The organism is Arthrobacter sp. 05N33_2 (assembly GCF_056397425.1).
The window spans coordinates 26,646-45,058 of sequence record NZ_JBFTNJ010000009.1 but is presented as its reverse complement, the minus strand read 5'-3'; the positions used below and the strand labels follow the sequence as shown (position 1 = coordinate 45,058).

Genomic DNA, 18,413 nt, shown 5'->3' with positions numbered 1-18,413 from the left:
CCAACCGGGGCCGCCACCCTGCGCCGGAAATCCGCCGCGGGGTGGCCGCTCCGAACTGGCAGCATGCCCCGGATGGCTAAGGGGAGCGCAGTTTAGAGCAAGCGCAGTTTAGAGGGAGCGCAGTACCGATACGACCTTGCCCATGATGACGGCGTGGTCGCCCAGGATGGGCTCGTACTGGGTGTTTTGCGGCAACAGCCACGTGTGGCCGTCCCGCTGGCGGAAGGTCTTGACAGTGGCTTCGTCGTCCAGCAGGGCGGCAACGATATCGCCGTTCACGGCATCACCCTGGCGGCGGACAACCACCCAGTCGCCGTCGCAGATGGCGGCGTCGATCATCGAGTCGCCGGCCACCTTGAGCATGAAGAGTTCGCCATGGCCCACGAGTTGGCGGGGCAGCGGCATGACGTCCTCCACCACCTGGTCCGCGAGGATCGGCCCGCCGGCGGCGATGCGTCCGACGAACGGCACCATTGCCGTGTCAGTGGCGCTGGCGAGCTCGGTTACCGACAGGCCGCCGACGGCCCGCAAGGGGCTGGACTTCTCGATACCAGATATCGGTGTGGCCCCCTCGTCCAGGGTCAGCGGCATGAGCACTTCCATGGCCCGGGGCCGCTTCGGATCGCGCCGCAGGTAGCCGAGCTTTTCCAGTTGGGAGAGCTGGTGGGTCACGCTCGACAGGCTGGCGAGACCGACGGTGTCGCCGATTTCGCGCATGGACGGCGGGTAGCCCTTGTCCGTGACGGACCGCTGGATGGTCTCCAGGATTTTCTTTTGCCGGACGGTGAGGCTCTTGGGGGCCCGGGCGGGCTGCGGGCTCCGTGGGGTGGCCCTGCCGCCGGTGGCTTGTGCTGCCATGTTCGCCAACGCCTTTCCGTTCCGCCCGGCTGCCGTGGCTGCTGTCACCGGGAACTTCCGGCCTGAAATGTCAGACCCTGCTGATCAACTACGAATGAATTCCCACTGGTAGTTCGAAAGTGGGAGTTCGAAAGTGGTTGTCCTGTCCCTCAAAAATAGGCCAGCCGCAGACCTTTTTCAAACATTTGTTCTAGCGAGTCTCGACATCGTTCGTTAGTAAGTGCTAAAACAGAACAAGTAAGATTCGAATATGTGTTCGATTCCGACGATCTGGGTTCGCAGGCAATGTTCGGTTCTATGTTCGAAGGTTCGGCCGGTTGGCGGCGAGTACGTGAGTACGCCGGGCGGCAACTTATGGTCCAGGAGGGCTCAGTTCATGTCAGTTTCAAGCGCGTTTGACGGCACTAACATTCAGGGCGTCACGACCCGCCACCGTGGTGTTGGTCCGGGTGGCGCAGCGGATCGCCGCAGCATCGGACACGGCAACATCGGACCCGGCAGCATCGGACACGGCGGCCTCGACCAAAGCGGCATGGGCCAGGGCGTTTCCAGTCACGGCAACGTGTACCCGCTCAACGCCAGGCGCCGCGGCTCCGCGCCGTCGCGGGCGCAGCAAGGAGCCGCCGCCGCGGTTTCCGGCGGCCGGACCAAGCAGCCGCCGCTTCGGCTCACCCGGCGCGGACGCTTCGTCTTTTTCGGCGTCCCCCTGATTCTGCTGGCGGCGTTCATCCTGTCCTTCAGCGGATTCCTCAACGCTCCCGCGAAAGCGGCAGATTCCGCAGACCAGCTCTCGGTGACGCCGACCGTATCCGTCACAGTCCAACCGGGGGAGTCCCTCTGGGCCATTGCCGGGTCGGTGGCCCCGGAGCGCGATCCCCGCGATGTTGTGGCCGATATCGTGCAGTTGAACAATCTGGACGCCGCGCGTGTGATGCCGGGCCAGCAACTGTTTGTTCCGTCCAAGTAGCCACCCCCGGGTGCCGTCGCGGGCGTCACAGTTTCAGCGCCCGTCCCGCTACCACTTAAACTGGTCACGTGACTGACCAGCTTGAGCGCCTCAACCGACTGCCCCTCCGAACCAATCTGCGTGGCCTGCGTCCGTATGGCGCGCCGCAGCTGGACGTCCCCATCCTGCTCAACGTCAACGAGAACACCCATGGGGTCCCGGCCGATGTCCGCGCCGCGATTACCGAAGCCGTGAGCGCCGCCGCTGCCGGGCTGAACCGCTATCCGGACCGCGAATTCACCGAATTGCGCGAAGCCCTCGCCGAATACCTTGGCCATGGGCTGGACGCGGAGAACATCTGGGCCGCGAATGGTTCCAACGAAGTCCTTCAGCAAATCCTCCAGGCCTTCGGGGGCCCTGGCCGGACGGCCCTCGGGTTCCCTCCCACGTATTCGATGTACCCGCTGCTGGCCTCCGGCACGGATACGGAGTACGTCGTCGGGGCCCGCGCGTCCGACTATGGGCTCAGTGCGGAATCAGCGGCACAGCAAGTCCGCGAGCTTCAGCCCAACATTGTCTTCCTCTGTTCCCCGAACAACCCGACCGGCACGGGGCTGGGCCTTGATGTGGTCGAGGCAGTCTATGACGCCGGCGAGGCCAGCCAGACCATCGTGATCGTCGACGAGGCCTATCACGAGTTCGCCCACGACGGCACGCCCAGTGCTCTCACCCTGCTGCCTGGCCGGGAGCGGCTCATCGTCTCGCGCACCATGAGCAAGGCCTTCGCCCTCGCGGGTGCGCGGCTCGGCTACATGGCCGCGGCCCCGGAGGTCGCGGATGCCCTGCGCCTGGTGCGTCTCCCGTACCACCTCTCCGCCATCACCCAGGCTGCGGCCCTGGCTGCCCTGCACCACCGGGAGGCGCTCATGGCGGACGTCGAGGACATCAAGCGCCAGCGCGACCGGATCGTGTCGGAACTGACGCGGTTGGGCTTGACCCCGGCCGCGTCTGATTCCAACTACGTGTTCTTCGGCGGCCTCGAGAACCCCCATGAGGTTTGGCAGCGCATGCTGGACGCCGGTGTCCTCATCCGCGACGTCGGTATTCCGGGGCACCTGCGCGTCACCGCCGGCACTGAGACAGAAACCACAGCCTTCCTGGAGGCACTCGAACTCATCCTGGCCGGCTCCGCAAAGCCGCAGGCCTAGACTTGGTGGGGAGCCCAATCGTCCCCGCCAGATTGCCCAACACCCTGCCTTCTTCCAAAGGACACATCTACATGAGCACCACCGGATCCACCGCCGCCGAGGGCCGGACCGCACGCATGGAACGGACCACCAGCGAGTCCTCGGTCCTGGTCGAGATCAACCTGGACGGCACCGGCGTTTCAGACATCAGCACGTCGGTCCCGTTCTACGACCACATGCTGACGGCCCTCAGCAAGCACTCCTTGATTGACATGACCGTCAAGGCCACCGGCGACACCCACATCGATGTCCACCACACTGTCGAGGACGTGGCCATCACTTTCGGCGAGGTTCTGCGGACCGCCCTGGGCAACAAAGCCGGGATCCGCCGCTTTGGCGAGGCGACCGTTCCCCTCGATGAGGCCCTCGCGCAAGCTGTCGTGGACGTCTCCGGCCGTCCCTACCTGGTCCACGCCGGCGAGCCGGCAGGCCAGGAATACCACCTGATCGGCGGCCACTTTACGGGCTCCCTGACCCGCCACGTCTTCGAGGCGATCACCCTTCACGCCGGGATCTGCCTGCACATGAACGTCACTGCCGGGCGTGACCCCCACCACATCGTCGAGGCCCAGTTCAAGGCCTTTGCCCGTGCCCTGCGCGCAGCCGTCGAGCCGGATCCCCGCGTCGAGGGCATCCCGTCGACAAAGGGTGCTTTGTGACCGGCCCGGTGCTCCGCGACGGGGCCATCATCGACCCCGCCGCCGCGACCAAGCCGGTCTCCCCGCAGGGAAAGCCCACAGTTACGGTGCTGGACTACGGCTCCGGGAATGTCCGGTCCGCCGTCCGCGCGCTGGAGCGGGCCGGCGCCGAAGTCACCCTCAGCTCCAAGCCTGAGGATGTCCTCAATGCCGACGGCCTCGTCGTCCCCGGTGTCGGCGCCTTCGAAACCGTCATGCGCGAACTCAAGGCCGTTGACGCCATCCGCATGATCGGCCGCCGTGTCGCCGGAGGCCGCCCCGTGCTGGCCATCTGCGTCGGGCTCCAAGTGCTGTTCGAGGCCGGCGTCGAACACGGCACCGAAGCCGAGGGCATGGGGGAATGGCCCGGCAAGGTGGAACTGTTGCCTGCCGACGTCGTGCCCCACATGGGCTGGAACACCGTCGCCGTCCCCGAAGGGTCCAGGCTCTTCGCCGGGGTTGAGGACGAGCGCTTCTACTTCGTGCACTCCTACGGTGTCCAGAAGTGGGACTTCGACGTCATCCAGCCGCGGATGGCTGCGCCGCTGGTGACCTGGTCCGACCACGGTGCCCCGTTCATCGCGGCCGTGGAAAACGGCCCGCTGTGTGCCACCCAGTTCCACCCGGAGAAGTCCGGCGACGCCGGCGCCCGGCTGCTGCGCAACTGGGTCCAAAGCCTGCGCCCCGCAGCCCCGGACCGTACCGCAGCCCCGGAAGGGACCGCCTAGATGTGGTCCCTGGTGCTCATGGGCGTGGCCGGCCTGCTGGTTGGCGGCGGGATCTCCTTCCGCCAGCAGAAAAGTCCGCTCTGGGTGCAGATCGTTTTCTACATCCTCGCCGGCATGTCACTGCTGGCCGCCTACCTCCTGACCCTGCCGGCGTCCTGACCGCCCCTCCCCACCCCCATCCCCAAGCTGAGGACTCCACGATGACCACCGAAACCCCGCTGCCCGTACTCGAGCTCCTGCCCGCCGTCGACGTCGTCAACGGACAGGCCGTCCGGCTCGTACAGGGCGAAGCCGGCAGCGAGACGAGCTACGGCACCCCGCTGGAGGCCGCCCTCAACTGGCAGCAGCAGGGGGCTGAGTGGGTGCATCTGGTCGACCTGGACGCCGCGTTCGGGCGCGGCTCCAACGCCGAGCTCCTGCGCGAGGTCGTCGGCCGGCTCGATATCAAGGTGGAGCTCTCCGGCGGCCTTCGCGACGACGAATCCCTTGAGAAGGCCCTCGACCTCGGCGTCGCACGCGTCAACCTGGGCACGGCGGCACTGGAAAACCCGGAATGGACGGCCCGGGTGATCGAGCGCTTCGGCGACAAGATTGCCGTCGGCCTGGATGTCCGCGGCACCACCCTCGCCGGCCGGGGCTGGACCAAGGAAGGCGGGGACCTCTGGGACGTGCTCGGCCGCCTCGAGGACGCCGGCTGCGCCCGGTACGTCGTGACCGATGTGACCAAGGACGGCACGCTCCAGGGCCCCAACGTCGAACTCCTGCGCCAGATGGTCGAGAAAACGGGCAAGCCGGTGGTCGCCTCCGGCGGCATTTCCAGCCTCGAGGATCTCAAGGTCCTGCGCTCCCTGGTGCCGCTCGGCGTCGAAGGCGCCATCGTCGGCAAGGCCCTCTACAACGGCAACTTCACCCTGCCCGAGGCCCTCGACGTCGCCGGCCGCCGCTAGCGGCGAAGGCGCCCATGACGCACTCCCACGACACCCACGACCCCAATAACCCCCACGAGACAGTGCAGGCAGGGACCGGGGCCGGTCCCATCCGGCATCTGCCCGGGCATATCGCGGCGGCCCTTGCCGGCGCCGGCGGGGCCACGGACTCCGCCGGCCAACCCTGGGCTGGGCGCAGCCTGTCCGGCAATGACGCCAAGATCCATAATTTCGACGACGACGACGGCACCGCCGACGCCGGCTATCTGGCGGCCTTGTCCGACCTCGCCGCGGGCACTGGCGACGAGGCGGCCGTGGTGGCCGCGCTGGCCACCGCCCGGGTGTTCGTGCCAATCCTCGCCCAGCTCGCCGAAGAGGGCGAGGCCGCGGCCGGGCCCAACGGGGATCCGCTGCACTCGGACAAGCAGGCCGACATGGCCCTGGTGACGCTCAAGGCGCCGGACGGACGGACGGCCATGCCGGTGTTCACCTCGGCAGCGTCACTGACGGCGTGGCACCCGGAGGCCAGGCCGGTCGCCGTGTACGCGGCCCGGGCCGCCTTGTCAGCGGTCGCGGAAGGGGCGGAGCTGCTCGTGCTCGATCCCGGCTCGGAAGTGACGTTCGTGGTCCGCCGGCCGGCAGTCTGGGCCCTCGCCCAGCAGCAGCCATGGACGCCGTCATACGCCGACCCCGATCTCGCGGGTGCACTCGGGGAAGGCGCGGTTGGCTTTCCGGCGGTCCGCCGTGTTGAAATTCATCCGGGGGGTGGAGTTGCCTCGGCCACGGCCGATGGCAGGCGGCTCCCCGGTGGGGGAGCCGGCCCGGAACTCCGTGTGGTCCTCTACCTTGAAGACGGTCTCGACGCCGCCGGCGTGCAGTCGATCGTCGCCGGCCTCAATAACGCCTGGGCCCGGAATGAAATCTTTGCCGAGCGGGTTGATTCGATCGAGGTCAAGCTGCAGCGTGCAGCACCATAGCTGACGGCCCAACGGGGGGACCTCCCGGTGCTGCCGTGGGCAGTACCAGAAGGATATAGTCCGTGAATTTCGCGCTTTACCGTCAGCTGCTGGCCATCCGGCCCATCAGGCGCCTCCTGCTGGTCGGCATGATCGCCCGCATACCGCACTCGGCGGCCGGCGTCCTGCTGACCCTGCACATCGTCCTGACCCTCGGCCAGGGCTACGCCGCCGCCGGAGCGGCCGCCGCCGTGATGACGATCGGTATCGCCGTCGGCGCGCCCTGGCGCGGACGCCGGGTCGACACCGTGGGGCTGCGAAAGGCGCTGATTCCGTCTGTGGTCTCCGAGGCCGTGATCTGGTCGATCGTGCCGCACGTGTCCTACGAGGCCCTGTTGCCCCTGGTCTTCATCGGGGGCCTGCTGACTCTGCCCATCTTCAGCGTGGTGCGGCAGTCGCTGGGCGTTCTGGCCCCCGGGGAACAGCGCCGGACTGCCTTTGCGCTCGACGCCATCGCCACCGAGCTGGTCTTCATGATCGGCCCGGCCGTCGGAGCCGTCGTCGCCACCAGCGGCCAGTCCGTCCTGGGCCTGACAGTCGTGGGAGTGGCCACATCCGTCTCCGGGCTCTTCCTCATGTGGTTCAACCCGCCCACCCGGAGTGCTTCCCCGGACGCCGGGCTTGAGGCGCAGGAGCTGGAGTGCGCGGAAGCCGCAGTGGTCGCCGCCGCGCCGGCCCACCTGCAGGAGGCAGCAGCCGAACTGGCACCCCTGGCGGCCGCCGCCGAGGAGCGCCGCCGGCGGGGATCCGGCCTGCGCCACAGGGTCATCCACAACTTCAGCTGGTTCACCGCCGCCGTAGCCGCCGTGTTTGCCGTCGGCGCCGGTGCCGGCATGGTCCTCAGCGGCACCGACGTCGGCATCGTCGCGGCGCTCCAGACCGGCGGCCACCAGGCCGAAATCGGCATCGTGTTCCTCTTCTGGTGCGCGGCCTCGGTGGTGGGCGGCGTCCTCTACGGTGCCATGCACCGGGCCGTTTCCCCGATCCTCCTGTTGCTGGGGATGTCAGCGCTGACGGTCCCGATGGCCTTCGCGACCGACGTCTGGACGCTCAGCCTGCTCGCGTTGCTGCCGGGTCTGCTGTGCGCGCCGGTGTTGTCCGCGGCCTCGGAAAAGGTGGCCGAACTGGTGGATGAAAGCCGGCGTGGCGAGGCGATGGGCTGGTACGGGTCATCGCTCACCGGCGGAGTGGCCCTGGGAGCGCCGCTTGCCGGGCTGTTCATTGACCTCATCGGCCCGTCGGCCGGCTTCGTCTCAGTGGGGTTGGCGGGCGTGGCCCTCTGCCTGGTGGGACTGGCCCTGCAACAGGTCCGGCGCAGCCGCCTGGCCCGCGTCTGAACGCGGGCCTGCCGCCATTGCGCCACTCCGGGCACGCGCCCGGGCTTTGTGAACGGCAAATCCTGCGGACGGAAAATCCTGTGAACGGCAAATCCTGCGGACGGAAAATGGTGCGGACGGAAAATAACGACGCCGGCGGGCGGACCTGGGTGGTCCGCACGCCGGCGTTGTCCTGGCTGACGGTTGCTTAGTTGACGGGGCCGGTGTACTTCTCGCCCGGGCCCTTGCCCGGCGCGTCCGGGATGATCGATTCTTCGCGGAAGGCCAGCTGGAGCGAACGGAGTCCGTCGCGCAACGGTCCAGCGTGCTGTGAGCCGATTTCGGGCGCCGCCGCGGTCACCAGACCGGCGAGGGCGGTGATCAGCTTGCGGGCCTCGTCCAGGTCCTTGAGGTCCTGGGCATTTTCCTCGGCGGCGAGGCCGAGCTTTACCGCGGCGGCGCTCATCAGGTGCACGGCGGCCGTAGTGATGACCTCGATCGAGGGGACTTCCGAGATGTCGCGGATCTGCTGCGAGACGTCCGCCTGGGCTGCCGCGGGCTCGAAGACGTGGGAATTACTATCTGAAGTGCTCATGCTGGTAAGCTTGTCACAGACCGACTAAATGTCGTTATTCTCAAGCTTTTATAGAATGCAGTGTTCTGACTGGCAGTGCTTGTCACTGAAGTTGGCGCCCGGCGACGCATACGTGCGTTGAACGGGTGTCTTTCTGTAGAGTTGGCTTTAGTTTGCAAGCGGAGTTCTCTCCCACCCGCGTCAGCCGCGAAACTTCCTTCGGGAAGCCCCTCCTGTCCAGGAGTCAAGGTTGCCGGGTACCTGGTCGGGCACTACCTCGGACTCCGGTCCGCAGGAAGTGCATGTTGCCCCATTGAGGGCGGCAGTTCCGATCTCGAGGCCTTCGATTGCTCCGGCAATTGGGGGCCTTCTCTTTTTGCCGGTGGAATACCCCTCACGAACACAGGAGCTTTAACATTAGCGAGCCAAGAATCAATGAGCGTATCCGCGTCCCCGAGGTGCGGCTGGTCGGCCCTGCAGGCGAACAAGTAGGAATTGTCCGTATTGAGGATGCCCTGCGTTTGGCTGCCGAGTCCGATCTTGATCTCGTTGAAGTTGCACCGCAGGCGAAGCCTCCGGTGTGCAAGCTGATGGACTTCGGCAAGTACAAGTACGAAGCCGCTGTCAAGGCACGCGAGGCCCGGAAGAACCAGACCAACACGGTCCTGAAGGAAATCCGTTTCCGCCTGAAGATCGACACCCACGACTACGAAACGAAGCGCGGACACGCGCTCCGCTTCCTCGGTGCCGGCGACAAGGTCAAGGCCATGATCCAGTTCCGCGGCCGCGAGCAGCAGCGCCCCGAGATGGGCATCCGCCTGCTCCAGCGCTTCGCCGACGACGTCTCCGAAGTTGGTGTGGTGGAGTCCAGCCCGCGCATCGATGGCCGCAACATGGTCATGGTGGTTGGCCCGCTGAAGAACAAGGCCGAAGCCAAGGCGGAGGCCCGCCGCGCAACGCAGCGCGCAGAAGCCAAGGCTGAGAACGAAGCCAAGGCTTCGGGACGCGTCGATGTCTCCGGTGGCAACGCCCCGCTGACCCAGACGCTGTCGGACCTCCTGCCGGAAGGCTACGTCGTATCGCCGGAGGCACCCGCAGCGGAGGCACCCGTCGAAGAAGCCAAGGTTGAAGAGACCAAGGTCGAAGAAGCCAAGGTCGAAGAGACCAAGGTTGAAGAAGTCAAGGTTGAAGCGGCTCCGGTCGAAGAGACCAAGGCCGACGAGGCCCCCGCCCAGGACGTGCCGGCGGAAGCCGCACCGAAGGCAGCCGAGGAGCCGGCAGCAGCGAAGGCTCCGGCGGCTCCGAAGGCGGCCGAGAAGCCGGCAGCAGCGAAGGCTCCGGCGGCTCCGAAGGCCGCCGAGAAGCCGGCAGCAGCCAAGGCTCCCGCGGCTCCGAAGGCCGCTCCGGCCCCGGCGGTAGCGAAGGCTCCCGAGGAAAAGGCAGCCGCTCCGGCAGCAGCACCGAAGCCGGTTGCTGCCCCGAAGCCGGTACCCAGGCCCGCAGCGCCGAAGCCCGCCGCACGGCCGGCCGCCCCCCGGGCAGCCGCCAAGCCTGGCACCAAGAAGACCAACTAGTTCACGGCTGCCGGACAGCAATGTCCGGCAGCAGGCAACCAGCACGCCGCCCGCAGGGGTGGCTGCACGAAAGAGCTGCAGACTTTTCTGCGGATACGTAAGGAGATCGGTTCCCATGCCGAAGATGAAGACCCACAGCGGTGCTAAGAAGCGCTTCAAGCTGACCGGTACCGGCAAGCTGCGCCGCCAGCAGGCCAACCGCCGCCACTACCTCGAGCACAAGTCCTCCCGGCTGACCCGTCGCCTTGCCGGCGACAAGATCGTCTTCAAGGGCGACGCCAAGGTCATCCGGAAGATGCTCGGCATCTAAGTTCCAAGTTCTCTGACTGTTCGCCACCTGGCAGCAGTCAACTACCAAAAAGGCTTCTCAGGCCAGCCGGACCGTTCCGGCAGTAGACGCTTGGGATCAGAAATTTTCTAAGGAGTACGCACGTGGCACGTGTGAAGAGGGCGGTTAACGCCCACAAGAAGCGCCGGGTTATCCTCGAACGCGCAAAGGGTTACCGCGGACAGCGTTCACGCCTGTACCGCAAGGCAAAAGAGCAGCTGCTGCACTCGTTTGTGTACAGCTATGGTGACCGTAAGAAGAAGAAGGGCGACTTCCGCCGTCTTTGGATCCAGCGCATCAACGCTGCATCCCGCGCCAACGGCCTGACCTACAACCGCCTGATCCAGGGCCTGAAGGCCGCTGAGGTTGAGGTTGACCGCCGTATGCTGGCCGAGCTGGCCGTTTCCGACGCCAACGCCTTCGCCGCGCTGGTCAAGGTCGCCAAGGACTCGCTGCCTGCCGACACGTCCGCTCCGGCCGTCCAGGCTGAGGCTGCTCCGGCTCCCAAGGCTGCCAAGAAGGCTCCCGCGAAGAAGCCTGCTGCCAAGAAGGCCGCCGACGAGGCTGCAAAGTAGTTCCTCCCGCAGTTGAAAGACTGTCTCGTTCAAGAGCCGGCTGGAATAGCCACTAAGGTTCTTATATGAACGAAACCGGGCGCCCGCAAGACTTTCCACTCTCCAACCCCCGAGCTGATCGGATGAGGAAGGTGGCACAGCTTGCCGGGCGCCCGGCCCGTTTAAAGCGTCGCGAGTTCCTGGCCGAAGGCCCGCAGGCGGTCCGTGAGGCTTTGGTCCTGCACCGGAAGAGGATCGCCGCGGGGGAGCCCGGCATCGTCTATGAGGTGTACGCCACCGAGGCCTGCCTGGACCGCCACCCGGAGCTGGAGCAGCTGGCCGAGGGAACCCACGCGCACCTCGCAACCGACGAAGTGATCGCTGCGATGGCGGACACCGTCACCCCACAGGGCATCATTGCCGTCTGCGGCTTCCTGGACGTCAGCCTTGAGCACGTGCTCGACACCGGCCCGCGGCTGATTGCCGTCCTGTGCCAGGTCCGGGACCCCGGCAACGCCGGCACCGTGTTGCGGGCGGCCGACGCCGCCGGCGCCGACGCCGTCATCCTGACCGGCTCGAGCGTGGACATCTACAACCCCAAGGCCGTGCGGTCGACGGCGGGTTCCCTGTTCCATCTGCCCGTTGTCCTGGGCGCGGAGGTCGAGGAAGTCGTGGCCCGCTGCCGGGAGCGTGGCGTCGGCGTGCTGGCCGCGGACGGCAAGGGACAACTGGACCTGGACCGTCTCCAGGACGAGAACGCGGCCCGCCGCCTGGGGGCATCCGCCGCCGAATCGGTGTACGCGTTGGAACAGCCGACCGCCTGGCTCTTCGGCAACGAGGCCCAAGGCCTGTCCGAGGACGAGATCGCGCTGGCCGACCACCGGGTGGCCGTGCCGGTGTACGGGGAAGCGGAAAGCCTGAACCTCGGCACCGCAGCCACTGTCTGTCTGTACGCCAGCGCCCGCTCCCAGCAAACCCCCTAGCCGCTCAGCAGGAAACCAGCGGGTCCGGCAGGAATTCCTGTCCGAAAAACCCAGGCCAAACGAAAGGCGGGGCCCACCGAATGGTGAGCCCCGCCGTCGTAGTGTCACTGCCGCCCCCACACAAAGTGTGCGGCCAGTGCCTTGAAGAATTAGGTGGTGGTCTTGTTGCGCCCTGTGATGGCGCCGTAGATGAACGCGGCCGCGAGGCCACCGACGATGGCCAGGAGCCAGGAACCGAGATTCCAGAATTCCATCTTGCCGCCGCCGAACAGCAGGTCCCCGATCCAGCCGCCAACAATCGCGCCGACGACGCCGAGCACGAGGCTGGTAACCCAGCCGCCACCGACCCTGCCGGGCAAGAGTGCCTTGACGATTGCACCCACTATGAGTCCGAGAATGATCCAGCCAAGAAAGCCCATGTCTCCTCCTACATATTTTTCGGCATCCAAATTGTGAATACCGAATATGGCTTCAAGCTAACATAGGGCGGATTGCTTGTCAGCAGGGGACTACCCAATCGTTACGTGGCAGCGTTGGTCCCCGCCGCGGTTCGGCGCCGGCCCGGAAACCGGTACGGTATTCCTTGTGGGCGCTGGGTTCTTCCGGTGTTCGCATACACCCCGGAAGAACCCCATAAGGAGAAGCTCACGTGGCTGCAAATGGCGGTACCAAGGCGATTCTCGCGGCGCTGGCCGCAAACCTGACCATCGCCGTTTTGAAGTTCGTCGCCTACTTTCTGACGCTGTCCTCGTCCATGCTGGCCGAGGCGATTCACTCCCTCGCAGACTCCGGCAACCAGCTGCTGCTCCTGCTCGGCGGCAAACGCGCAAAGCGGGAAGCCAGCCCCGAGCACCCCTTCGGCTACGGCCGCGAGCGTTACATCTACGCCTTCATCGTTTCGATTGTGCTTTTCAGCGTCGGCGGCCTGTTCGCACTGTACGAGGCCTGGGGAAAAATCCAGCACCCGCACGCCATCGAAGGTGACTTCTGGTGGGTGCCGCTGGCCGTCCTGATCGGCGCGATCATTGCCGAGTCCTTCTCGTTCCGGACAGCGATCATCGAATCCAACCCGCTGCGTGGGAAGCAGAGCTGGGTTAAGTTCATCCGCAACGCCAAGCAGCCGGAACTCCCGGTCATCCTCCTCGAGGACTTCGGCGCCCTCGTGGGCCTGGTGTTCGCGCTCTTCGGCGTGGGCCTGACGCTCCTGACCGGGAACGGCATCTGGGACGCCCTCGGCACCGCGATGATCGGTCTGCTGCTCGTGGCGATCGCCGTGGTGCTGGCCATGGAAACCAAGTCCCTGCTGCTGGGCGAGTCGGCCACCCGCGATGACGTCGCCAAGATCCGCAGCGCGATCGAGGCCGGCGGCACCAGCATCATTCACCTCAAGACCATGCACCTTGGCCCCGAGGAGCTGCTGGTGGCGGCCAAGATCAGCATCGGCCGCTCGGACTCGGGCCAGGACATTGCGAAGGCGATTGATGACGCGGAGGTCCGGGTCCGGGAAGCCGTCCCGATTGCCCGGGTCATCTATCTGGAACCGGATGTGCAGCGCGTCAGCGCCCCCTGAGCCGCCCAGCCCACAGGGAGAACGGAAGCCCATAGGGAGAACGGCAGCCGCCAGATGGAACGGCAGCCCCTCAACAGAACAGCAGTCCTGCCCAGTGCATCACTGGACAGGACTGCTGTTCTTTTTGGAGCATCTGCACCCTGCTGCCTCGGCCTCTTCCTCTGCCGTTGGCGGGGTACCGCGGCCGAGGCTGTTCGGCCGCGGCTGTTCTGGCGGGTGGCGGGTGGCGGGGTGGCTAGGAGGCCAGCGGCCGCCGGCGTTCCACTGCGCCGCTGAAGGCGGCGACCCCGAGACCCAGCACGGCCAGGACGGCGCCCACGAGCGCGGGGGCGACGTAGCCCCAGCCCCAGGCGATCACCAGGCCGCCCAGGAAGGCACCGAGCGCGTTGGCGACGTTGAGCGCAGCATGGTTCAGCGAGGAGGCCAGCGACGGTGCATCAGGGGACGCATCGAGCAGCCTGGTCTGCAGGGCGGGAACGAGCATGGACCCGGCGGCGCCAACGACGAACACCATGACCAGCGCGGACCAGGCCCAGTGGACGCCCACGGCATAAACCACGAGTGCCACCGCCGTGCCGGGCAGGACCCAGTAAATCGTGCCCATGACGGATTTGTCGGCGATCCGGCCGCCAACGATGTTGCCCACCACCATGCCCACGCCGTACAGGGCCACGACCAGCGGCAGCCAGGCCGCCGGGAGGCCGGCGACGGAGGTCATGGTGTGCGAAATGTAGGTGTAGGTCGCGAAGAACCCGCCGAAGCCGACGATGCCGACCAGGATGGCAAGCCACACCTGCAGCCGCTTGAGCGCGCCGAGCTCCCTGCGGAAGCTGGCATCGGCGTGCGGTTTCTGGAACGGGACGAACTTCCACAGCATGAACAGCGTAATGATGCCGATCAGGCCCACCAGCAGGAACAGAAGCCGCCACCCGTAGCTCTGGCCCAGCCAGGTGGCGAAGGGGACGCCAATGACGTTGGACACCGTCAGCCCGGCCATGACCATCGAAATGGCCCAACCCCGCTTGGTCGGCGCCACCAGGGAGGCGGCAATCACGGCCGCAACCCCGAAGAAGGCGCCGTGGGGGAGTCCCGCGGCGAACCGGGACACCAACATGGAGCCGTAGTCCGGGGCGAGGAAGGAACTGAGGTTGGCGATGCTGAAGAAGAGCATGAGCCCGAGGGCCAGATACTTCCGCGGGAGTTTGGCCCCGACCGCGGCCAGCACCGGCGCGCCGATCACGACGCCGAGGGCGTAGGCCGAAATCAGGTGACCTGCCTCGGGCGTGCTGATGTTCAGGCCCTGTTCGATCTCCTTGAGCAGGCCCATCATGGTGAATTCCGTGGTGCCGATGCCAAAGCCGCCCATCGCGAGGGCAATGATTGCCAGGGCAACGTGACGGGTGCCGGACTTGGTCGGCGCCGGGGCGTGTGTGGTGGTTGTCATTCGTCTTTTCGGAGAGATTTTCCGGGAGGGACCGGATGGATCGGACAGATAAATATGCTTTTAAGAACCGGGAGGGGGCGCCGAGTATTCCGGAAGGTGTCGTGGCGGCCGCCTCCACCATTGTCCCCTACCGGGGCCGGCCCCGGCCCCCGGGCGCCGGACCCTGCGCCCGCCTTAGACTTGAGGGCGTGACTGGACTCATTGGCGTCGTTGGCGGCGCAGTAGTGGACTCCCTGGCGGACCCGGGCATGCTCCTTGTGGCCCGGCGCACGGCGCCGCCGCAGTTTGCCGGAATGTGGGAGTTCCCGGGCGGAAAAGTCGAACCAGGCGAGGCCGCCGAGGACGCCCTGCACCGCGAGCTCCGGGAAGAACTGGGCGTGCTGGTGCGGCTCGGGGCGGAGCTGCCCGCGGAAACCGCCGCGGGCTGGCCGCTCAACGCGAAGGCGGCGATGAGGGTCTGGTTCGCGGAGCTCGCGCAGGGAGAACCCCGGCCGCTGGAGGATCATGACGAATTGCGCTGGCTCGACCTCCGCAATCCGGCAGGGGTCCTGGACCTGCCGTGGATCCCGGCGGACCTCCCCATCGTCGAGGCCCTCCTGGCGGCTGTGCAGGCCACCGGGCCGCGCGGAGTGGAAGCGGGCCTGGGCCGCTGACCGGACTCGCCGCCGCGCTTCGGGAGGCCGCCTCTCGCCAAACGGTCAGGCATGTGCCTACTCTGATCCCAACCGAGAGGAGTGGCCCGTGCAGGTCGGTGTCGGACGAGAGCAGCGAGCCGGAGAACGCCGCGTCGCGGCCACACCGGAGACGGCCCGGCAGCTGACGGCGCTCGGGCTCCATCTCCTGGTCGAGAGCGGTGCCGGCACCGAAGCAGGCTTCGCCGACGCCGCCTTCAAGGAGGCCGGCGCGACGGTCATTTCCGAGCTCCCGTTGGAGGCCCTGGACGTCCTGCTGCATGTCCGCGCGCTCACCCCGGAGGCCGCGGCCCGGCTGCGGCCCGGCACCGTCACCATCGGGCTGGCATCGCCGTCCTCGGAGCTGCCGACCGTCCGGACACTCGCCGCTGCCGGGATCACCTCGTTCGCCCTGGAGCTGCTTCCGCGGATCTCCCGGGCGCAGTCCATGGATGCGCTCAGCTCCCAGTCCCTGGTCACGGGCTACCGCGCCGTGCTGGAAGCCGCCGTCCGCTACCCGCGGTTCTTCCCGCTCTACATGACCGCCGCCGGTACCATCCCGCCGGCGAGGGTGCTCGTCCTTGGGGCCGGCGTCGCCGGGCTGCAGGCGATCGGCACGGCAAAGCGGCTCGGCGCCCGGGTCTCGGCCAACGACATCCGGGCCGCCTCCGCCGAGGAAGTCGCCTCGATGGGCGGCACGTTCATCAACCTGGACATCGATGCGGCGGCAGACGGAACCGGAGGCTACGCCCGTGCCCTCGGTGAGGACCGGGCGCAACGCCAGCGCAGCCTCCTGGCCCCGCATGTCGCGGCGGCGGACGTCCTGATCACGACGGCGGCCATCCCCGGCCGGGCCGCTCCCTTGCTGGTGACCACCGCCATGGTGGCCGGCATGCGGGCAGGGTCTGTCGTCGTCGACCTCGCCGCGGAGTCCGGAGGCAACGTCGAAGGCGTGATCGCCGGCCAGGACGTGCAGGTGCCGGTCGACGGCGGATCGGTCACGCTCGTGGGTTTGCAGGACGCGGCATCCGCCATGCCCTCGGACGCGTCCCGGCTTTTCGCCCGGAACGTCAGCAACTTCCTCGCGCTCATGACCGACTGCGGCTCGGTGGCCCCGGACTTCGACGACGACGTGGTCGCCGGAACGTGCCTGACCCACGGCGGCACGGTGCGGCACGCCCCCACCGCGGAAGCATTGGAAAGGGAGGCGTGATGGGCCCCGTCGTGTTGCTGACCGTGGTGGTGCTCGCGGTGTTCGTTGGCTTCGAAGTCGTCTCCAAGGTCACCAGCAAACTGCACACACCGCTCATGTCCGGCGCCAACGCCATCCACGGCATCATCCTGGTCGGCGCCATCATCGTCGCCGGACAGGCCAGTGACCCGTGGGTCCTCGGCGTCGCGCTCCTGGCCGTCGTCCTGGCCACCGTCAACCTGGTGGGCGGCTTTGTGGTCACGGACCGGATGCTGGAGATGTTCAGCGCCCACAAACGGACACGCATCCCCGCCCCAAGCGGCGCCGCCAAGGCTGGCGGAACCGCGGGCGAAGGACACCCCGGTGAGGGGAGCTCCGCCGACGCGGCGGGGGAGTCCAAATGAGCCTCCTGAGCCCCGAATGGACAGCCCTGCTCTACCTTGTGGCCGCCGTCTGCTTCATCCTGGCGCTCAAGGGCCTCAGCTCGCCACGAACTGCCCGCCGCGGCAACGCCATCGGCGCGGCCGGGGCGCTGCTCGCCGTCGTCACCGTCTTCCTCTCCGCGCGGCTGGAAAATGTTCCACTCATCCTCGCGGCCATCGCCGTGGGCTCCGCGATTGCCTTCCCCGTGGCGCGCCGGGTGCAGATGACCCAGATGCCCCAACTCGTGGCGCTCTTCAACGGCGTCGGAGGCGGGGCCGCGGCGCTCGTCGCCGTACTGGAACTTGGCCACCAGGAAGATCCCTGGGTCCGCCTGGCCGTCGTCTTCACCATGCTGGTGGGCGCCGTATCCTTCGCCGGCTCCGCGGTGACCGTGGGCAAGCTGCAGGAGCTCATCAGCACCCGTCCGCTGCTGTTTCCCGGGATGCCCTGGGTGATGGGGGCCGTCCTGCTGGGGGCGGTCATCTCAGGAGCTCTGGTGGTCCTGACCGGGTCGCTGGGCTGGTCGCTCGCATTGCTGGGCCTGGGCCTCGCCGCAGGGCTGCTCCTGGTGCTGCCCGTGGGCGGGGCGGACGTGCCGATCGTGATCTCCCTGCTGAATGCCTTCACGGGGCTGGCGGTGGCAGCGTCGGGCGTGGTCCTGGGCAATGTCCTGCTGCTGGTCGCCGGGACGCTCGTGGGCGCGAGCGGCACCATCCTGACCAAGGTCATGGCCTCGGCCATGGGGCGCGGAGTCGGCGGAATCATGTTCGGGGCGTTCAAGGGCGGCTCGACGGCGGGTTCCACCGCCCTGAGCGACCGGCCAGTGCGTTCCTCGTCCCCGGAGGACATTGCCGTCCAGCTCGGCTACGCCCAGCGGGTGGTGATCGTTCCCGGTTATGGGCTCGCCGTGGCCCAGGGCCAGCACACAGTGGCGGAGCTTGCCACGGCCCTGGGCGCGCGCGGCGTGGACGTCGTGTTCGCCATCCATCCCGTGGCGGGACGCATGCCGGGCCACATGAACGTGCTGCTGGCCGAGGCCAACGTGCCGTACGAGTCACTGCGGGAGCTCGCGGAAGTCAATCCCGAATTCGCGACCACGGACATCGTCCTGGTAGTCGGGGCCAATGACGTCGTCAACCCGGCGGCCAAGTCCTCGCCGGGTTCGCCGATTTACGGGATGCCGATCCTGGAAGTGGTGCAGGCCCAGCAGGTCGTGTTCCTGAAGCGGTCCATGCGCCCGGGGTTTGCCGGCATCGAGAATGAGCTCCTGCACGATCCCAAGACCACGCTCCTGTTCGGGGACGCCAAGGATTCGCTGGCCAGGGTGCTCGGCGCGGTCAAGGCGCTCTAGGCATCCTGCGCCCGGCGGCTCAGGGCGCTTTCCGC

The 18,413-nt window shown here is 67.3% G+C and carries 21 protein-coding genes; 17 read left to right on the top strand and 4 right to left on the bottom strand.

From position 1 onward, the window contains the following. Positions 1–108: 108 nt before the first annotated feature. On the bottom strand, positions 109–858 hold the full coding sequence (gene lexA, locus AC1DHX_RS07340) for a transcriptional repressor LexA (protein ID WP_230008558.1): 750 nt from the start codon (positions 856–858) through the stop codon (positions 109–111). Between the two features lie 532 nt (positions 859–1,390). Between lexA and AC1DHX_RS07335 the strand changes: the two genes are divergently transcribed. The 8 genes from AC1DHX_RS07335 to AC1DHX_RS07300 all read left to right on the top strand — a co-directional run bounded on the left by AC1DHX_RS07335 (position 1,391) and on the right by AC1DHX_RS07300 (position 7,735). Beyond that, positions 1,391–1,825: a LysM peptidoglycan-binding domain-containing protein gene (locus tag AC1DHX_RS07335; RefSeq protein ID WP_476859207.1), complete on the top strand. Its 435-nt coding sequence runs from the start codon at positions 1,391–1,393 to the stop codon at positions 1,823–1,825. Between the two features lie 68 nt (positions 1,826–1,893). Continuing rightward, a complete protein-coding gene (locus AC1DHX_RS07330) occupies positions 1,894–3,012 on the top strand; it encodes a histidinol-phosphate transaminase (RefSeq protein ID WP_476859035.1) in 1,119 nt (372 codons plus the stop codon). 71 nt (positions 3,013–3,083) lie between these two features. Then, on the top strand, positions 3,084–3,710 hold the full coding sequence (hisB, locus tag AC1DHX_RS07325; protein WP_476849457.1) for an imidazoleglycerol-phosphate dehydratase HisB: 627 nt from the start codon (positions 3,084–3,086) through the stop codon (positions 3,708–3,710). After that, positions 3,707–4,456, top strand: coding sequence for an imidazole glycerol phosphate synthase subunit HisH (gene hisH / locus AC1DHX_RS07320; RefSeq protein ID WP_476859034.1), 750 nt, complete (start codon positions 3,707–3,709; stop codon positions 4,454–4,456). The genes hisB and hisH overlap by 4 nt, the downstream gene beginning before the upstream one ends. Then, positions 4,457–4,615, top strand: a complete 159-nt coding sequence (locus tag AC1DHX_RS07315; protein WP_164468561.1) for a hypothetical protein — start codon at positions 4,457–4,459, stop codon at positions 4,613–4,615. 41 nt (positions 4,616–4,656) lie between these two features. Then, positions 4,657–5,403, top strand: coding sequence for a bifunctional 1-(5-phosphoribosyl)-5-((5-phosphoribosylamino)methylideneamino)imidazole-4-carboxamide isomerase/phosphoribosylanthranilate isomerase PriA (gene priA, locus AC1DHX_RS07310; protein WP_079551296.1), 747 nt, complete (start codon positions 4,657–4,659; stop codon positions 5,401–5,403). Between the two features lie 14 nt (positions 5,404–5,417). Further along, entirely contained in the window at positions 5,418–6,359 is a 942-nt protein-coding gene (locus tag AC1DHX_RS07305; protein ID WP_476859033.1) for an SseB family protein, read from the top strand. A gap of 62 nt (positions 6,360–6,421) precedes the next feature. Beyond that, positions 6,422–7,735, top strand: coding sequence for an MFS transporter (locus tag AC1DHX_RS07300; RefSeq protein ID WP_028277241.1), 1,314 nt, complete (start codon positions 6,422–6,424; stop codon positions 7,733–7,735). Between the two features lie 187 nt (positions 7,736–7,922). On the opposite strand, the gene AC1DHX_RS07295 is transcribed toward AC1DHX_RS07300, so the two are convergent. Then, on the bottom strand, positions 7,923–8,309 hold the full coding sequence (locus AC1DHX_RS07295) for a DUF1844 domain-containing protein (RefSeq protein ID WP_230010214.1): 387 nt from the start codon (positions 8,307–8,309) through the stop codon (positions 7,923–7,925). Between the two features lie 437 nt (positions 8,310–8,746). On the opposite strand from AC1DHX_RS07295, the gene infC reads away from it, so the two are divergent. The 4 genes from infC to AC1DHX_RS07275 all read left to right on the top strand — a co-directional run bounded on the left by infC (position 8,747) and on the right by AC1DHX_RS07275 (position 11,727). Continuing rightward, on the top strand, positions 8,747–9,862 hold the full coding sequence (infC, locus tag AC1DHX_RS07290; RefSeq protein ID WP_476859032.1) for a translation initiation factor IF-3: 1,116 nt from the start codon (positions 8,747–8,749) through the stop codon (positions 9,860–9,862). A gap of 115 nt (positions 9,863–9,977) precedes the next feature. Then, positions 9,978–10,172: a 50S ribosomal protein L35 gene (gene rpmI / locus AC1DHX_RS07285; protein ID WP_003798720.1), complete on the top strand. Its 195-nt coding sequence runs from the start codon at positions 9,978–9,980 to the stop codon at positions 10,170–10,172. A 122-nt stretch (positions 10,173–10,294) separates the two neighbouring features. Then, on the top strand, positions 10,295–10,765 hold the full coding sequence (rplT, locus tag AC1DHX_RS07280) for a 50S ribosomal protein L20 (protein ID WP_028277244.1): 471 nt from the start codon (positions 10,295–10,297) through the stop codon (positions 10,763–10,765). A 65-nt stretch (positions 10,766–10,830) separates the two neighbouring features. Continuing rightward, positions 10,831–11,727: a TrmH family RNA methyltransferase gene (locus AC1DHX_RS07275; RefSeq protein WP_223917207.1), complete on the top strand. Its 897-nt coding sequence runs from the start codon at positions 10,831–10,833 to the stop codon at positions 11,725–11,727. A gap of 149 nt (positions 11,728–11,876) precedes the next feature. Here the strand turns inward: AC1DHX_RS07275 and AC1DHX_RS07270 are convergent, their stop codons facing one another. Beyond that, positions 11,877–12,146, bottom strand: coding sequence for a GlsB/YeaQ/YmgE family stress response membrane protein (locus tag AC1DHX_RS07270; protein ID WP_230010760.1), 270 nt, complete (start codon positions 12,144–12,146; stop codon positions 11,877–11,879). A gap of 230 nt (positions 12,147–12,376) precedes the next feature. On the opposite strand from AC1DHX_RS07270, the gene AC1DHX_RS07265 reads away from it, so the two are divergent. Beyond that, positions 12,377–13,297, top strand: coding sequence for a cation diffusion facilitator family transporter (locus AC1DHX_RS07265; protein ID WP_079551287.1), 921 nt, complete (start codon positions 12,377–12,379; stop codon positions 13,295–13,297). Between the two features lie 235 nt (positions 13,298–13,532). Here the strand turns inward: AC1DHX_RS07265 and AC1DHX_RS07260 are convergent, their stop codons facing one another. Next, on the bottom strand, positions 13,533–14,741 hold the full coding sequence (locus AC1DHX_RS07260) for an MFS transporter (RefSeq protein ID WP_223917209.1): 1,209 nt from the start codon (positions 14,739–14,741) through the stop codon (positions 13,533–13,535). A 188-nt stretch (positions 14,742–14,929) separates the two neighbouring features. On the opposite strand from AC1DHX_RS07260, the gene AC1DHX_RS07255 reads away from it, so the two are divergent. The 4 genes from AC1DHX_RS07255 to AC1DHX_RS07240 all read left to right on the top strand — a co-directional run bounded on the left by AC1DHX_RS07255 (position 14,930) and on the right by AC1DHX_RS07240 (position 18,378). Further along, the gene (locus AC1DHX_RS07255; protein WP_290370340.1) at positions 14,930–15,394 is read left to right on the top strand and encodes a (deoxy)nucleoside triphosphate pyrophosphohydrolase; all 465 of its coding nucleotides are present in this window, start codon (positions 14,930–14,932) and stop codon (positions 15,392–15,394) included. Between the two features lie 88 nt (positions 15,395–15,482). Then, entirely contained in the window at positions 15,483–16,625 is a 1,143-nt protein-coding gene (locus AC1DHX_RS07250) for a Re/Si-specific NAD(P)(+) transhydrogenase subunit alpha (protein ID WP_476859031.1), read from the top strand. Continuing rightward, entirely contained in the window at positions 16,625–17,008 is a 384-nt protein-coding gene (locus tag AC1DHX_RS07245) for an NAD(P) transhydrogenase subunit alpha part 2 (RefSeq protein WP_230008096.1), read from the top strand. Before AC1DHX_RS07250 ends, AC1DHX_RS07245 begins: the two co-directional genes overlap by 1 nt. Further along, complete coding sequence (locus tag AC1DHX_RS07240; protein WP_223917215.1) at positions 17,005–18,378, top strand: NAD(P)(+) transhydrogenase (Re/Si-specific) subunit beta; 1,374 nt, start codon at positions 17,005–17,007, stop codon at positions 18,376–18,378. Before AC1DHX_RS07245 ends, AC1DHX_RS07240 begins: the two co-directional genes overlap by 4 nt. Positions 18,379–18,413: the final 35 nt, after the last annotated feature.

Coding starts and splice junctions, on each gene's coding strand:
- lexA (WP_230008558.1), bottom strand. CDS start 858: ATGGCAGCACAAGCCACCGGCGGCAGGGCCACCCCACGGAGCCCGCAG.
- AC1DHX_RS07335 (WP_476859207.1), top strand. CDS start 1,391: ATGGGCCAGGGCGTTTCCAGTCACGGCAACGTGTACCCGCTCAACGCC.
- hisB (WP_476849457.1), top strand. CDS start 3,084: ATGAGCACCACCGGATCCACCGCCGCCGAGGGCCGGACCGCACGCATG.
- AC1DHX_RS07315 (WP_164468561.1), top strand. CDS start 4,457: ATGTGGTCCCTGGTGCTCATGGGCGTGGCCGGCCTGCTGGTTGGCGGC.
- priA (WP_079551296.1), top strand. CDS start 4,657: ATGACCACCGAAACCCCGCTGCCCGTACTCGAGCTCCTGCCCGCCGTC.
- AC1DHX_RS07305 (WP_476859033.1), top strand. CDS start 5,418: ATGACGCACTCCCACGACACCCACGACCCCAATAACCCCCACGAGACA.
- AC1DHX_RS07295 (WP_230010214.1), bottom strand. CDS start 8,309: ATGAGCACTTCAGATAGTAATTCCCACGTCTTCGAGCCCGCGGCAGCC.
- rpmI (WP_003798720.1), top strand. CDS start 9,978: ATGCCGAAGATGAAGACCCACAGCGGTGCTAAGAAGCGCTTCAAGCTG.
- AC1DHX_RS07275 (WP_223917207.1), top strand. CDS start 10,831: ATGAACGAAACCGGGCGCCCGCAAGACTTTCCACTCTCCAACCCCCGA.
- AC1DHX_RS07270 (WP_230010760.1), bottom strand. CDS start 12,146: ATGGGCTTTCTTGGCTGGATCATTCTCGGACTCATAGTGGGTGCAATC.
- AC1DHX_RS07260 (WP_223917209.1), bottom strand. CDS start 14,741: ATGACAACCACCACACACGCCCCGGCGCCGACCAAGTCCGGCACCCGT.
- AC1DHX_RS07245 (WP_230008096.1), top strand. CDS start 16,625: ATGGGCCCCGTCGTGTTGCTGACCGTGGTGGTGCTCGCGGTGTTCGTT.
- AC1DHX_RS07240 (WP_223917215.1), top strand. CDS start 17,005: ATGAGCCTCCTGAGCCCCGAATGGACAGCCCTGCTCTACCTTGTGGCC.